Below are 15,122 nucleotides of genomic sequence, written 5' to 3'. Positions count from 1 at the left end.
GTTACCACGCGCTACGATAGACGCCAATGTTTTGGATGGGCGGTTTTCGTAGCGCGGCGTAAGCGTTAGCGCACCCGCGAGAAAGGCCAATTACTGTAGCCCGGCGCGAACGCGCTGTTTAGCGGTGCCAGAATTTGATGAGGCGTCATATCAGGCGGCTTCGCCGCCATTCGCGGGTGCCTCGCCGTTCGTTCCTCACTGCTCGTTACCACGCGCTACGATAGGCGCCAATGTTTTGGATAAGCAGTTTTAGTAGCGCGGTGTAAGCGTTAGCGCACCCGCGAGACAGGCCAACCACTGTAGCCCGGCGCGAACGCACTGTTTAGCGGTGCCAGAATTTGATTAGGCGTCATATCAGGCGGCTTCGCCGCCACCCGCGGGTGCCGCACCGCTCGTTCCTCGCGATGCGTTACCACGCGCTACAATTTGTGCAAACTCGTCAGATAAAGTATCAGGCAAGTGTTTTATTACTCTGCGGGCTATTGGCCGCATGTAGGCGGGCGATCAGTTGGTCTTCTAACGCAAAACGCTCGGTCAGACCTTTTGCCAGGCGATCAATCCAGGCCGGAAGCCGTGCCAGATGTTGCTGGCAGCGCACGGTGGAGGCGTAGTCAGTATCGAACTCAAGCACCATTTCGGTGGACATTTCCAGACGCTCCAGCAGCTGCGAGGCAATCTGCAAAGCGCTTTCATCATTGAAGGCCCGGGCCTCTTCAGCCAGCTGCGGATAAATTTCAAAATGACCGGCGCTAATATAATCCATCAGCGTTTCGCTGAAAGTATCGATGCGTGCCTTGCTAACCGCTTCCAGCTCGCTATCGCACGCCTCTTTTAGCTCAATAAAGCTGACCAAAAGAGAGCGACGCTGATCAAGCCAACGGTCGATCAGACTGTGAACGCCTCCCCAGCGCTCCAGGGCATTTTTACAATCTTCGAGCATGGGGCTTTCTCCTTGCTAATAGCCACCTACAACAAAGCAAGCCTCACCTTTCCGACTTGCGCTGTCAATCCCGCCATAGACGGTTTCCGTGGTATTAATTATTCACAAATCGTCATACTTTATGATGATTTGCGCTAAGCGATTCAATGCTTAAAAAATGCTGCTTCGTTTCATGCTCTCACCTTCTTGAAGTGATTGCGAGTTTGCGGAGACCAATAAAGATTAAACGCGAGCGAAAAAATACTTTAGGCTTAAAAAATTTAAACTTGAATATTATCCGGTTGTTTTCTATCTTCAAGCGAGAACAGAGTCTACGGGGAGAATAACAATGAGAATCGCCTGCCTGGGTGGAGGGCCTGCCGGCCTGTATTTTGCCATTAGCATGAAGCTGCATAATCCAGCCCATGACATTGTGGTGTTTGAACGCAATCGAGCAGACGATACCTTCGGGTGGGGCGTGGTTTTATCCGACGAAACCCTGGACAATCTGGCAGCCAACGACCCGGTTAGCGCCGAGCGCATTCGTGAGCATTTTGCTTATTGGGATGACGTTGCGGTTATCCATAAAGGGGTAAAGACCGTTTCGACCGGCCATGGTTTTTGTGGCATTGGCCGCCGCCAGTTACTCATCTTACTGCAAGAGCGCGCGCGTGAACTGGGCGTGGAAATGCGTTTTGAAACCGACGTCACCGACACCAGCATTGATGAGTACCGGCGCGAATTTGATCTGGTACTCGCCGCTGATGGCCTCAACTCGCGTACCCGGCAAACCTATGCCGAGCATTTCAAACCCGACATTGACGTGCGGACGTGCAAATTCGTATGGCTGGGCACGCATCAGACCTTCAATGACGCCTTCACGTTTATTTTCGAAAAAACCGAGCATGGCTGGGTCTGGGCGCACGCTTATCAGTTTGATAAAGACACTGCGACGTTTATCGTTGAGTGTAGCGAGGCCACCTGGCAGGCGTTTGGTTTTGGAGAGCTTAGCCAGCAGGAATCGATTGCGATCTGCGAACGGATCTTTGCCAAACATCTTGGCGGGCATTCATTGATGACCAATGCCAATCACGTGCGCGGCTCGGCCTGGATCAACTTCCCCCGCGTACTCTGCGAGAAGTGGAGTTTCGAAAACGTAGTGTTGATGGGCGATGCAGCCGCTACTGCGCATTTTTCGATTGGCTCGGGCTCCAAGCTTGCCCTGGAAAGTGCGATCGCGCTGGCCAAGTACCTGCACCGCGAAAGCAGCATGGCCGATGCGCTGGCCCGCTATGAAGAAGAGCGTCGCTTCGAGGTGCTGCGTTTACAGTCCGCCGCGCGCAACTCGACCGAGTGGTTTGAGCAGATTGAGCGCTATCTGGATCTGGACCCGGTTCAGTTTAACTACTCGTTATTGACCCGCTCGCAACGCATCAGCCACGAGAATTTACGCGTGCGCGACCCGCAGTGGCTGGAGAGTGCTGAGCGTTGGTTTCAAGCCCAGTCAGGCAATGAAGGGAGTTCACGGGCACCGATGTTTGCGCCTTACCAGCTTCGCGATATGCGTCTGGTCAATCGCGTGGTGGTATCACCCATGGCGCAGTATAAAGCGGTAGATGGCTGCCCGACCGATTGGCATTTTATCCATTACGCCGAGCGTGCCAAAGGCGGTGCCGGCTTGGTGTACACCGAGATGACCTGCGTAAGCCCAACGGGCAGGATCACTCCCGGTTGCCCCGGTTTTTACGCCCCGGAACACGAAACCGCTTGGAAACGCCTATGTGATTTCGTGCATGCGGAAACCGCTGCCAAGCTGTGCGCTCAAATCGGCCACTCTGGTCCGAAAGGCTCTACTCAGCTGGGTTGGCAGGAAATGGATGCCCCCTTGGCTGAAGAAAACTGGCCGTTACTGGCAGCCTCTGCCCAGCCTTGGTCAGAGCGCAATCAATCGCCCAAAGCCATGACTCGCGACGATATGGATCAGGTGCGCGATGAATTTGTCAGCGCCGCGCAAATGGCTGACCGTGCCGGTTTTGACATGATCGAGATTCACGCCGCCCACGGCTATTTGCTCTCATCCTTTATTACCCCGCTGACCAACCACCGTGACGATGAGTACGGCGGCTCTTTGGATAATCGCCTGCGCTACCCGCTTGAGGTTATCCGCGCCGTGCGCAGCGCCTGGCCTGCCCATAAACCGTTATCGGTGCGCATATCCGCCAATGACTGGCGCGGTGATGAGGGCATTACCCCTGACGATGCCGTGGAAATCGCCAAGCGGCTACGCGCCGCAGACGTGGACATTATTGATGTTTCGGCCGGACAAACCTCGACGCAAGCCCAGCCGGTTTACGGACGTATGTTCCAGACGCCCTTCTCTGACCGGATTCGTAATGAAACGCCTATTCCAACCATAGCGGTGGGCAATATTTATCAGGCCGACCACGTCAACTCGATCCTGATCGCAGGACGTGCTGACTTAGTGTGTATCGCTCGCCCTCACCTCGCCGACCCTTACTGGTTGCTGCACGTTGCCGCGGGCCTGGGGGATCACGATGTTGAGTGGCCAGCGCCCTACCGGGCAGGTGCCGATCAGCTACAGCGCTTGGCAGAACGTGGCGAGGGCTGGATATGAGCGCGGTAGACGAAAACGTAGTAGGCAAAGACATAGTAGCCAAAGACATAGTAGACAAAAACATGGCAGGCAAACGGGTAGTGATTACCGGTGGCGGCAGCGGTATCGGCGCCGATATGGCCCTGGCCTTTGCTGAAGCGGGGGCAGAAGTGACGATTACCGGACGCCGAGAAGCCGCCCTTCAAGGCGTTGCCGAGCAGCATGCAAGCATCCACTGCGCGGTCGTCGATGTTACCGACGAAGCCGCCATGGTGGCGCTGTTCGAGCAGCTGGGGAGCGTTGATATTGTGATTGCCAACGCTGGCGCTGCCGAAAGTGCGCCGTTCGCTAAAACTTCTTTTGAGCAGTGGCAGCGCATGCTGAACGTTAACCTGAGCGGGGTGTTTTTGACCCTGCGAGAAGGCTTAAGACAGCTAAACGACGGCGGCAGATTGATTGCTGTTGCCTCAACCGCGGGCCTTAAAGGCTACGCCTACGTAGGCGCTTACTGCGCGGCAAAACACGGGGTGGTTGGGCTAGTGCGTTCACTGGCAGCCGAGACGGCCACCCGCAATATCACCGTTAATGCGCTGTGTCCCGGTTTTACCGACACACCCCTCTTAGCGGCCAGCATTGAGACCATTGTGACCAAGACAGGACAGTCTGCCGAGCAGGCAAGCACCCACTTTAAATCCACGAACCCAACAGGCCGCCTGATAACGCCTTCAGAAGTAACCGCAACTGCCATGTGGTTATGCGGCCCGTATAGTGGCGCCATTAATGGCCAGGCGATCTCGATTTCAGGAGGCGAAGTATGACGGCAGAACGCTTGAGCAAAGAACGCCTGCGGTTATGGCTGCGTATGTTGCGCGTTACTCGCCAGGTGGAATCCACGCTACGCGAACGCCTGCGTACCGAGCATGACACGACGCTACCGCGTTTTGACGTCATGGCGGCGCTGTATGCCGATGGGGATGGCCTGAAGATGAATGAACTGTCGCGCCGACTTCGGGTATCCAATGGCAACGTGACCGGCATTATTGATCGCCTGGTAGAGGATGGCTGCGTTGAGCGTATCGCCATTGAGGGTGACCGGCGTGCCACCCGGGTATGCTTGACGGATGCGGGCCGCGCAAGCTTCAGCAAAATGGCGGCGGAGCATGAGCGCTGGATCAACGCGCTGTTTGAAGGAGTGGCTGAAGAAGACGCCCACCATATCGGTGGGCTGCTCCACCGGCTACCCACGCCGCTTAGCGATTCGACCTGATCACGCCGCTTGATACCCGACTAACCACTGACCGACGAGAACAATAAGATGACAAGCATGGCTGAATTAGTCCCCGAACATTTTATCTGGGAAATGCGTGGCAACGTCGCCGTTATTCGGTTGAATCGCCCAGAACGCAAAAACCCGCTGACCTTTGAAAGCTATGCCGAGCTGCGCAATACCTTTCGCGATTTGGTGTACGCCACCGATGTGAGCGCGGTGGTATTTACGTCCAACGGCGACAACTTCTGCTCCGGCGGTGATGTGCATGAAATTATCGGCCCGCTGGTGGGCCGGGATATGAAGGGTCTGCTGGAATTCACCCGCATGACGGGGGATCTGGTAAAAGCCATGCTGAACTGCGGCAAACCAATTATTACCGCCATCGACGGCATTTGCGTAGGGGCAGGAGCGATTATCGCCATGTCTTCGGATATTCGCTTTGCCACGCCTCGCGCCAGCACGGCGTTTCTGTTTACCCGCGTGGGCTTAGCCGGTTGTGATATGGGCGCCTGCGCGATGTTACCGCGTATTATCGGCCAGGGCCGAGCGGCAGATTTGCTTTATAGCGGCCGCAGCATGAGCGCTGACGAAGGCCTGCAATGGGGCTTTTATAACCGGGTAGTCGAACCTGAATCTTTGGAAGAAGACGCCATCGCCTACGCCACCCGGCTGGCTCAGGGGCCCACCTTTGCGCACAGCATTACCAAGACCCAGCTGAATCAGGAGTGGTCGATGAGCCTTGAACAGGCCATTGAGTCAGAAGCCCAGGCACAAGCGATCTGCATGCAGACCAATGACTTTGCACGTGCCTACCACGCCTTCGTAGCCAAACAAAAACCCGAGTTCAAGGGGGATTAATGAGCGATCAGCAATTTCTTGAGTGGCCCTTCTTTGAGGACCGGCATCGCGATCTTTCCACGCGCCTGGAAGCGTGGTGCCACGCAGAACTGCCTCGCGAGCACGCCGATGTGGATGCGACCTGCGTTCAGCTCGTCCGCGACCTGGGTAAGGCGGGCTTCCTGGAAGGTACGGCTGGCGAACATATCGATGTCCGCAGCTTGTGCCTGATCCGCGAAACCCTCGCCCGTCATGATGGACTGGCGGATTTTGCGTTTGCCATGCAGGGGCTGGGAACCGGCGCGATCAGTCTGTTTGGCAGTGATGAACACAAGCAGTGGCTGGATAAAACCCGCCGTGGTGAAGCGCTCTCGGCGTTTGCGCTTAGCGAGCCTCGCTCAGGCTCTGACGTGGCGCAGCTGGATACCACGGCCAAGCGCGAGGGCGACGGCTACCGTTTGAATGGCGAAAAAACGTGGATATCTAATGGCGGGATTGCCGATATCTATACGGTTTTCGCACGTACCGGCGAAGGCCCGGGCGCTAAAGGGCTCTCGGCTTTTTTAGTGCCTGCCACGACGCCAGGCCTGGAGATTTTAGAACGCCTGGAAACGGTTGCCCCTCATCCGCTGGCTCGCCTGGGTTTTAACGACATGTACTTGCCGGAAAGCGCGTTAATCGGCAAGCCGGGCCAGGGGTTTCGTATCGCCATGGCGGTGCTGGATGTGTTTCGTTCAACCGTTGGAGCGGCGGCGCTGGGCTTCGCCCGCCGGGCGCTGGATGAATCATTATCCCGCAGCCGCTCGCGCGAGCTATTTGGCGCCTCGCTCTCTGATTTACAAATGGTTCAGGGCCACCTGGCCGATATGGCGCTGAATGTGGATGCCGCCGCTTTATTGGTTTACCGCGCGGCCTGGACCAAGGATCAGGGTGCTGCGCGCGTTACCCGGGAAGCGGCCATGGCCAAGCTATTTGCGACCGACAAGGCGCAGGAAGTCATTGATCAGGCCGTGCAGTTACACGGCGGCGACGGGGTGCGCAAAGGCCATATTATTGAAAGCCTTTACCGTGAAATCCGCGCGCTGCGTATTTATGAAGGCGCTTCAGACGTACAAAAGGTCGTGATCGCCCGCAGCCTGCTTGCCGAGGGGAACTGACACCAGTAAACGCTACACATTCCTCAACACGATTTTGCTCAATACGACATTGCTCAACGCTACATTGCCAAGAAAAAGCATTGCCAAGAACAAAAATAATGCATAACGCCAGACACCGTATCCCTGACAGCGCCTTCGTTGAGACGTCGTCAGGAATAAACAACGACACTAAATACGGAGGTTGGTATGTACTTTCAGTCGGCCCATGTGGACACGTTTACGCGGGATAACCTGCCACCCACTGATGGACAGCCAGAATTTCTGCTTTCAGGCTTTGATTACCCCGAGCGGCTAAACGCGGGTGTGGAACTCTGTGACCGCTTGGTCGCCAACGGATTCGGCGAACGCATTGCCCTGGCAGGCAACGGGCGCCGCCGCACTTATCGTGAGCTCGCCGAGTGGACCAATCGCCTTGCCAATGTCTTGGTAGACGATTTGGGCGTGATCCCCGGCCAGCGGGTGTTGATTCGCTCGGCCAATAACCCGGCAATGGTGGCCTGCTGGATAGCGGCGACCAAAGCAGGTGCGGTGGTGGTGAACACCATGCCCATGCTGCGCAGCAAAGAATTGAATCAGGTGATCGATAAGGCGGAAATCAGTTTGGCCTTATGCGATACCCGGCTGCTTGAAGAACTCGTGGAAAGCCAGGCCCAAAGCCAATTTCTCAAGCGGGTGGTGGGCTTTGATGGTACAGCAAACCATGACGCTGAACTGGACCGTATGGCATTAGACAAGCCTATAACGTTTGATGCTGTGGATACCGCGGCCGATGACGTGGCACTGCTGGGCTTCACTTCCGGCACTACTGGTTCACCTAAAGCCACCATGCATTTTCAGCGTGACCTACTGATCATTGCCGATGGCTACGCTCAAGAAGTGCTGCAGGTAACCCCGGATGATGTGTTTGTCGGCTCTCCCCCACTGGCGTTTACCTTTGGCCTGGGCGGGCTTGCCATCTTCCCTCTACGTTTTGGCGCAACGGCCGTGCTGCTTGAGCACGCCTCCCCACCCAACATGATGGAAATCATCCGCGAATATCAGGCAACGGTGGTGTTCACAGCGCCTACCGCCTATCGCGCCATGCTGTCCGCGCCCACTAGCCGTACCGACCTAAGCAGCTTGCGCATTGCGGTTTCTGCAGGCGAAACGCTGCCAGCACCTATCTATCACGACTGGATCAAACAAACGGGAGTTCCAATACTCGACGGTATCGGCGCCACTGAGATGTTGCACATCTTTATCACCAACCGCCTGGACGACCACCGGCCTAACTGCACGGGCAAACCAGTGACAGGCTATCAGGCGCGCATTGTAGATGACGCCATGGGCGATGTGGCGCGTGGTACGGTCGGTAAACTAGCGGTGCGGGGGCCTACCGGCTGTCGCTATTTAGCCGATAAGCGTCAGCGTAACTACGTCGCCGACGGCTGGAACATTACCGGCGATGCCTTTTATCAGGACGAAGAAGGCTACTTCCATTTCGCCGCCCGCAATGACGACATGATTATCTCTGCAGGCTACAACATTGCCGGGCCTGAGGTGGAGTCGGCGCTGCTTACCCACCCCGCCGTCAAGGAGTGTGCCGTGATTGGCGCACCGCACCAGGAACGCGGCCAGATTGTTGAGGCATTTGTGGTTTTAAACGATGGATTTGAGGAAGATGATGTTTGCCGACAAATGCTGCAAGATTTTGTTAAGCAAACGATTGCGCCGTATAAATACCCTCGCTCAATACGCTTTATCGATACGCTGCCCAAAACCACCACCGGTAAAGTCCAGCGCTTTCGATTGAATCAGGCGTATTACGCGGATAACGGCCTTCCTGACACTAACGTATCCACCTCTAAGTAATAAAACGCTACAACTACAATGAGGGAATAACCATGAAAAACATGACTCGCTTAGGCCTTGGCCTTCTGCTCTCTTCAAGCGTCGCGATAGCCCATGCCGAGGACGTCAAAATCGGCATGATCACGACGCTTTCAGGCGGTGGCTCTCACTTGGGTGTCGATGTGCGCGATGGCTTTATGCTGGCGATGGAGCAGTCGGGACAGGATGAGATTGAAGTGCTCATCCAGGATGATGCTAATCGCCCTGACCTGGCGCGCAGCCTGGCCAATGAGTTTATGCAGCGTGATAACGTAGACATCCTTACCGGCATTATCTGGTCCAACCTTGCCATGGCCGTGGTTCCCACCGTTACCCGCCAGGGCACCTTTTATCTATCCCCCAACGCCGGGCCTTCCGACTTAGCCGGTCGCATGTGCCATGAGAACTACTTTAACGTGGCCTACCAGAACGATAACCTGCACGGTGCCATGGGCGCTTACATGCGCGAAGAAGGCTATGAACGGCCCATCATCATGGCGCCTAACTATCCGGCTGGTACCGACGCTCTGGCGGGTTTCAAGCACCTTTACGAAGGTGACGTAGTCGACGAGCTCTACACCCAGATGGGCCAAACCGACTATGCGGCTGAAATTGCTCAGATCCGCGCCAGCGACGCCGACAGCCTGTTTTTCTTTCTACCCGGCGGCATGGGCATCTCGTTTATGAAGCAGTGGGAAAGCTCGGGCGTGGATATTCCCATTTTCGGCGCGGCGTTCTCGTTTGATGAGATTTTAATCAAGGCGGTGGGCAGCGCGGCCATTGGCGCGCGTAATACGTCGCTCTGGGCTTATGACTTAGATAATGAAACGAACGACCGCTTTGTAGACAGCTTCCAGGAAGCCTACGGCCGCATGCCAACCCTTTATGCAGCGCAAGGCTTTGACACCGCGAACCTGATTTTAAGCGCTCTGGAAGTCGCCCACCCTGATGATCAAGACGCCTTCCGTGAAGCACTGCGTGCCGCCGACTTTGATAGTGTGCGTGGTGAGTTCCGGTTCGGCCCTAACCATCATCCTATCCAGGATATCTACGTACGTGAAGTAGTAGAAGGCGATGATGGTCAACCCACCAACCGTCTGCTGGGTATCGCTATCGAAGATATTCAGGACGTTTACTTCGAACAGTGCCAGATGTGAGATCAACATGGCTGGGTGACTTCACCCAGCCCATCTCTACTTTCCATCTCCACTCTCTTTCGTTAAAGGATGCCCGACGTGTCCGTTACTCTGTTAATTGAGCAATTACTCAACGGCGTACAGCTTGGCACCATGCTGTTTTTGATGGCCAGTGGCCTCACGCTAATATTCGGGGTGATGGGCCTTATCAATCTTGCCCACGGCTCGTTTTATATGGTGGGTGCCTACGCGACAGCGGCGGTGACCGCCTCGACAGGCTCTTTTCTGATTGGGCTCGGCGCGGGCATTACCGCCGCGGCCCTGGTAGGTGCATTGGTTGAACTCCTAGTGATACGCCGTTTGTATCATCGCCCTCACCTTGATCAGGTGCTGGCAACCTTTGCACTTATATTGATCTTCTCGGAAGGTACACGCTGGATGTTTGGCTCATCGCCCTTATGGCTAAGCCCACCTTCCTGGTTAACCGGATTTGTTACGCTGCCAGGCGGTACCAACTACCCCCTTTACCGGCTGATGCTGATTGGCGTGGGGGTGAGTATTTCAATCGCTCTTTATCTGCTGATTTCCCGAACGCGATTAGGCATGCGTATTCGGGCTGGGGAAAGTGACCGTGAAATGATTGGCGCGTTAGGGGTGAATATCGCGCGGCTGTATACCGTGGTATTTGCCTTGGGGGCAGCACTTGCGGGCTTGGCGGGTGCACTGGTCGGTGCGCTGCAGTCCGTGCAGGTGGGCATGGGCGAGCCGGTGTTGATTCTAGCCTTTGTAGTCATCGTAATTGGGGGGATCGGCTCTATCAAAGGGGCTCTCTTTGGTGCCTTGCTGGTAGGGGTTGTGGATACGCTTGGCCGGGTTTATTTACCGATTTTCTTCCGCGCCTTTATGCCGCCATCCGAGGCAGCCGGCACCGGAGCGGCGCTAGCTGCGATGCTGATTTATATCCTCATGGCCCTTATTCTCGCGTTCAAGCCGAAGGGATTGTTCTCTGCCCATGACTAATTACACACCTGTGTCCAAGAACACGCCGATGCCGAACCAAGGCGCTGCTGACATGGCACCCGCTACCCAGATAGATAGCCACTTTGGGCGTAAGGGCATTGTGCAGATGATTCTGCTCGGCCTACTCCTACTGTTACCCATCGCCGCTTACTTTCTGGGCCATCTTTATTACGTTAATTTGGCGTCCAGAATCACGATTATTGCCATGGCGGCCGTGGGCCTTAACTTAGCCATTGGCTACGGAGGCATGGTGAGTTTTGGCCACGCCGCGTATTTCGGCTTGGGTGGCTATATTGCGGGGATCAGTGCTTATCACGCCTTTGATATGACACCGTTTATGTCCTGGCCGTTTAACGTGCCGGGCAGCGATAGCCTACTGGTAGTGTGGCTAGCAGCTATTGTGCTGTGCGGACTTCTGGCGCTGGCCATCGGGGCTATCTCGCTGCGCACCACCGGGGTGTACTTCATCATGATTACCCTGGCCTTTGCGCAGATGATTTATTACTTTGCCAACTCCTGGCCAACCTATGGTGGCGAAGATGGCCTGCCTATTTACCTGCGCAATAGCCTTCCCCTAGTCGATACCACTAACGCATTAACCTACTTTCTTATCTGCTTTACCGGCCTTGTGCTAGCGATGGCGATTACCTCACGCCTGATGAAATCACGCTTTGGGGCGGCATTGACCATGGCGCGATTAAACGATGTACGCTTGGCGACAGCAGGCATTAGCCCCTACCCCATTCGTTTGGTAGCGTTTGTGATTTCCGCCGCGATTACCGGGCTTGCTGGCGCACTGTATGCGGATTTGAACGGGTTTGTCAGCCCAACGATGCTCAGTTGGCACTTCTCCGGCGAGCTGATGGTTATCGTTATTTTAGGCGGTGTTGGGCGCCTTTATGGCCCGCTTGCTGGCGCTATCTTGTTTGTGATGATGGAAATGCTGCTAGGCGGGATCACCGAGTATTGGCAGCTCTTCCTTGGGCTGGTGCTATTAGGCGTTGTGCTGTTTGCCAAGCACGGTGTAATGGGCTGGCTTGCCGGGAGGGAGCACAATGAGTGATGTAATCCTTTCGCTGCAACATTTGCACAAGCGCTTTGGTGCCTTACAGGCGACTCACGATGTATCGCTGGAACTGCATCAAGGCGAGATTCATGCGCTTATCGGGCCTAACGGGGCGGGCAAATCCACTTTGATTGGACAAATAGCCGGCAATTTACGCCCTGATGAGGGCAGCGTCTTCCTGGCGGGTACCGAGATTACCCAGATGAGCATTGCTCAGCGCGCAAGGCTTGGCTTGGGGCGCAGCTTTCAGGTTTCATCCCTGGCAGAACCCTTATCGGTTATGCGTAACGTAATGATGGGCGTTCAGGCGCTGCAAAGTCATAGCTTCCGTTTCTGGAAACCCGTTGCCCGCGACAAGGCGCTTTTGGAACCTGCCTATGAGGCGCTTGAGCGTATGCAGCTGAGCCACCGCGCCTGGACGCCGGTATCGGAGCTTTCGCATGGCGAACGCCGCCAGGTAGAAGTCGCCTGCGCCCTGGCGCTCAAACCGCGCGCCCTGCTGTTGGATGAACCCATGGCGGGCCTGGGCCCTGAAGGATCAGCCAAGCTTACCGAGCTGCTCGAAGCGCTGAAACACGAAGTGCCTATCCTGCTGATTGAGCATGACATGGAGGCTGTGTTCCGGCTGGCTGATCGTATTTCTGTCTTGGTATCGGGTAACGTGATCGCCCATGGGGATAGCCATGCGATCAAACAGGACCCTCGCGTTCGGGAAGCTTACCTGGGGAATGATGATGCTTAAAGTTGCCGATATTGAAACCTTCTACGGGCCTTCCCAGGCGCTATTTGGGGTTAATCTGGAAGTCAACGCCGGTGAAATGGTCGCGCTGATGGGCCGCAACGGTATGGGCAAAACCACGACCATTCGCTCGATATTCGGGCTGACCCCGGCAAGTAAAGGCAGCATTAAGTTTGATGCTCAAAATCTACGCCGCTTGCCTGCTTACCGAATCGCCAAAGCGGGACTGGGCCTGGTTCCTGAAGGCCGACGCTGCTTTGCTAATCTCACCGTTCGCGAAAACCTGATGGTGACCGCACGGCCCGGCGAGTGGACATTAAATAAAGTCGAAACCCTCTTTCCACGCCTGGAAGAACGCCGCGCACAAATGGCCAAGACGCTTTCGGGGGGTGAACAGCAGATGTTAGCCATTGGCCGCGCATTAATGACCAACCCGCGCCTTCTGGTGCTCGATGAAGCCACCGAAGGTCTGGCACCGGTTATCCGCCAGGAGATCTGGCGAGCGATTCGCCTGCTCAAGGAGCAAGGCCAGGCCACGCTGCTGGTGGATAAGTCATTAAGTGAAATACTCCCCATTGCTGATCGCTGCACCATCCTCGAAAAAGGCTGCACGGTGTGGGATGGCAAGCCAGCCTTACTTGATAGCACGCTTCGAGACCGCTATCTGGGCGTGTAGTTAATATTTAGTTAAGAACCTAGTTAAAACCCTAGTTAACAAAACAGCTGAGAATAAACAGGAGGAGCAATGGCGTTTACGACACAGCGAAAGGTTCGTTTTCAGCATTGCGACCCCGCGGGTATCGTTTTTTATCCGCGCTATTTTGAGCTGATTAACTCCGTGGTCGAGGACTGGTTCGAAGAGGCTCTACACCACGACTTTAACCAGCTGCACGTGGAAAATGGTACGGGGGTTCCTACTGTTTCTATCGAGACCCAGTTCCACGCGCCGAGCCGACTAGGCGAACGCCTTATGTTTGAATTGAGTGTTCAGGCCGTAGGACGTAGCAGCCTAAACCTTCAGGTTATTGCTTACTGCGGTGAGCAGAAACGCTTAACCAGTTGTTTAACGCTTGTATTCATGGAGTTAAGTAGCGGTAAGTCTATGCCATGGAACGATGCGATACGCCAGCATATTACCGTCGAAAACCAATAAGGATAGCCAACATGAGTGACGCCACTTTTCATCAGCTTCTCCATCCCTCTTCCTGGAAAGCAGCCGCTGGCTACGCCAACGGTGTGCTTGCTTCGGGCCAGACCGTTTTTGTAGGCGGGCAGATTGGCTGGAATGCCGACCAGATATTTGAAAGCGATGACTTTGTCGCTCAAGTGAATCAGGCACTGCAAAATATTGTGGCGGTCTTGAAAGAGGCTAACGCAGGCCCTGAGCATCTTGTGCGATTAACGTGGTATGTGACGGATAAACGGGAGTATCTAGCGCGGCTCAAAGAAGTCGGTGCTGCCTACCGCGAAGTATTGGGTAAGCATTTTCCGGCGATGACCATGGTTCAGGTGGCAGGGCTGGTCGAAGACCAGGCCAAGGTGGAAATCGAAGCCACAGCGATGATTCCTGGTGCCTAGAGATATGAAAGCGCCCCAGACGGGGCGCTGCTAAACCTTATGAAACGCCTTGATCCACTCAATAAAACACCCTCCTTCAAGATAGTGCTCAAGAATTGAAAAGTGGTCGGCTTCATTGAATAAATGCTGCTCTACCTGCTGGCCGTCGCGCAGTAATTGCCCGCCATACGCCGTCATTTGCCGTTCAAACTCGGCAGGCTCTTGGCCACCCACGGCTAACTGCATTGGAGCCGATACCCGGCACGGCAGCCATAACGGGCTGAATTCCTGAACATCTCGCCCGCTTAACTGCAGCTTCGGCTGTAGCCACGACCATCGAAATGGCCGCAGATCGTATAAACCACTGATGCACAGCGCGCCGCGAATCAACTGGTTGGGCAAGCCAAAGCCGCCTTCCCAGTCGGTCGCAACGAGCATGGCCGACAAATGCCCGCCTGCTGAATGCCCTGAAATGCTCAGTTGAGAAGGATCGACACCTAACGCTTTTGCATGCCGATAGATATAGGCAACGGCTGCCTGGCTTTGCCGAACCAACTCGCTAAAACGCACCACGGGACACAGGGCGTAATTGACCACGGCTACCGTAATGCCCGCCTTGACGAGACCATCGACTATAAAGCTGAATTCACGATGGCTTAATGAGCGCCAATAGCCGCCATGATAGAAAACATGCACAGGAGCATCCGCGCTTTGTGCATGGAAGATATCCATGCGCTCGGCAGTGGAAGGACCATAGGCAAGATCCAGCGTCACCCGGTGTTTTGCGCGTGACGCTTCACTACGCTGTTGCCAGTCTTGGACTAAAATCTGAGGGTCTCGACCGAGCATTGGATCGTAGGCCCGGTCGATCTCTTCTTGTGTGGCGAAGTGGCGATAAAGCACGTCGTGCTCCTATTTATTGTTTTTGAGTAATAGCC

Annotated in this window: 15 protein-coding genes; 13 read left to right on the top strand and 2 right to left on the bottom strand. The window is 55.3% G+C overall.

Annotation, left to right across the window (positions count from 1 at the left end):
• Nucleotides 1-451: 451 nt before the first annotated feature.
• Nucleotides 452-940 carry a sigma D regulator gene (gene rsd / locus INT33_RS11210; protein ID WP_192539561.1) on the bottom strand — a complete coding sequence of 163 codons (489 nt, stop codon included), beginning with the start codon at nucleotides 938-940 and terminating at the stop codon, nucleotides 452-454.
• Nucleotides 941-1,268: 328 nt separating this feature from the next.
• On the opposite strand from rsd, the gene INT33_RS11205 reads away from it, so the two are divergent.
• The 13 genes from INT33_RS11205 to INT33_RS11140 all read left to right on the top strand — a co-directional run bounded on the left by INT33_RS11205 (nucleotide 1,269) and on the right by INT33_RS11140 (nucleotide 14,205).
• Nucleotides 1,269-3,554, top strand: a complete 2,286-nt coding sequence (locus INT33_RS11205) for a bifunctional salicylyl-CoA 5-hydroxylase/oxidoreductase (protein WP_193091902.1) — start codon at nucleotides 1,269-1,271, stop codon at nucleotides 3,552-3,554.
• Nucleotides 3,551-4,351, top strand: coding sequence for an SDR family NAD(P)-dependent oxidoreductase (locus INT33_RS11200; RefSeq protein ID WP_226940160.1), 801 nt, complete (start codon nucleotides 3,551-3,553; stop codon nucleotides 4,349-4,351). The genes INT33_RS11205 and INT33_RS11200 overlap by 4 nt, the downstream gene beginning before the upstream one ends.
• Nucleotides 4,348-4,800 carry a MarR family winged helix-turn-helix transcriptional regulator gene (locus tag INT33_RS11195; protein ID WP_193091901.1) on the top strand — a complete coding sequence of 151 codons (453 nt, stop codon included), beginning with the start codon at nucleotides 4,348-4,350 and terminating at the stop codon, nucleotides 4,798-4,800. Before INT33_RS11200 ends, INT33_RS11195 begins: the two co-directional genes overlap by 4 nt.
• A 57-nt stretch (nucleotides 4,801-4,857) precedes the next feature.
• Nucleotides 4,858-5,661: an enoyl-CoA hydratase family protein gene (locus tag INT33_RS11190; protein WP_407648091.1), complete on the top strand. Its 804-nt coding sequence runs from the start codon at nucleotides 4,858-4,860 to the stop codon at nucleotides 5,659-5,661.
• Nucleotides 5,661-6,797, top strand: a complete 1,137-nt coding sequence (locus INT33_RS11185) for an acyl-CoA dehydrogenase family protein (protein WP_193091899.1) — start codon at nucleotides 5,661-5,663, stop codon at nucleotides 6,795-6,797. The genes INT33_RS11190 and INT33_RS11185 overlap by 1 nt, the downstream gene beginning before the upstream one ends.
• 186 nt (nucleotides 6,798-6,983) lie before the next feature.
• Nucleotides 6,984-8,648, top strand: a complete 1,665-nt coding sequence (locus tag INT33_RS11175) for a benzoate-CoA ligase family protein (RefSeq protein ID WP_193091898.1) — start codon at nucleotides 6,984-6,986, stop codon at nucleotides 8,646-8,648.
• Nucleotides 8,649-8,680: 32 nt separating this feature from the next.
• Nucleotides 8,681-9,823, top strand: coding sequence for an ABC transporter substrate-binding protein (locus INT33_RS11170; RefSeq protein WP_193091897.1), 1,143 nt, complete (start codon nucleotides 8,681-8,683; stop codon nucleotides 9,821-9,823).
• Between the two features lie 78 nt (nucleotides 9,824-9,901).
• Nucleotides 9,902-10,822: a branched-chain amino acid ABC transporter permease gene (locus tag INT33_RS11165; protein WP_193091896.1), complete on the top strand. Its 921-nt coding sequence runs from the start codon at nucleotides 9,902-9,904 to the stop codon at nucleotides 10,820-10,822.
• Nucleotides 10,815-11,885 carry a branched-chain amino acid ABC transporter permease gene (locus tag INT33_RS11160; RefSeq protein ID WP_226940159.1) on the top strand — a complete coding sequence of 357 codons (1,071 nt, stop codon included), beginning with the start codon at nucleotides 10,815-10,817 and terminating at the stop codon, nucleotides 11,883-11,885. Before INT33_RS11165 ends, INT33_RS11160 begins: the two co-directional genes overlap by 8 nt.
• Nucleotides 11,878-12,630: an ABC transporter ATP-binding protein gene (locus INT33_RS11155; RefSeq protein ID WP_193091895.1), complete on the top strand. Its 753-nt coding sequence runs from the start codon at nucleotides 11,878-11,880 to the stop codon at nucleotides 12,628-12,630. The genes INT33_RS11160 and INT33_RS11155 overlap by 8 nt, the downstream gene beginning before the upstream one ends.
• The gene (locus INT33_RS11150; RefSeq protein ID WP_193091894.1) at nucleotides 12,623-13,303 is read left to right on the top strand and encodes an ABC transporter ATP-binding protein; all 681 of its coding nucleotides are present in this window, start codon (nucleotides 12,623-12,625) and stop codon (nucleotides 13,301-13,303) included. Before INT33_RS11155 ends, INT33_RS11150 begins: the two co-directional genes overlap by 8 nt.
• Before the next feature lie 69 nt (nucleotides 13,304-13,372).
• Entirely contained in the window at nucleotides 13,373-13,780 is a 408-nt protein-coding gene (locus INT33_RS11145) for an acyl-CoA thioesterase (protein WP_193091893.1), read from the top strand.
• Nucleotides 13,781-13,791: 11 nt separating this feature from the next.
• Nucleotides 13,792-14,205, top strand: a complete 414-nt coding sequence (locus INT33_RS11140) for a RidA family protein (protein ID WP_193091892.1) — start codon at nucleotides 13,792-13,794, stop codon at nucleotides 14,203-14,205.
• A 30-nt stretch (nucleotides 14,206-14,235) separates the two neighbouring features.
• Here INT33_RS11140 and INT33_RS11135 read toward each other — a convergent pair whose 3' ends face one another.
• Entirely contained in the window at nucleotides 14,236-15,087 is an 852-nt protein-coding gene (locus INT33_RS11135) for an alpha/beta hydrolase (protein ID WP_193091891.1), read from the bottom strand.
• Nucleotides 15,088-15,122: the final 35 nt, after the last annotated feature.

Source organism: Halomonas colorata (assembly GCF_014897985.1).
Lineage (GTDB): Bacteria > Pseudomonadota > Gammaproteobacteria > Pseudomonadales > Halomonadaceae > Vreelandella > Vreelandella colorata.
The sequence above is the reverse complement of the archived record's forward strand: the minus strand, read 5'-3'. Positions and strand labels throughout refer to the sequence as shown.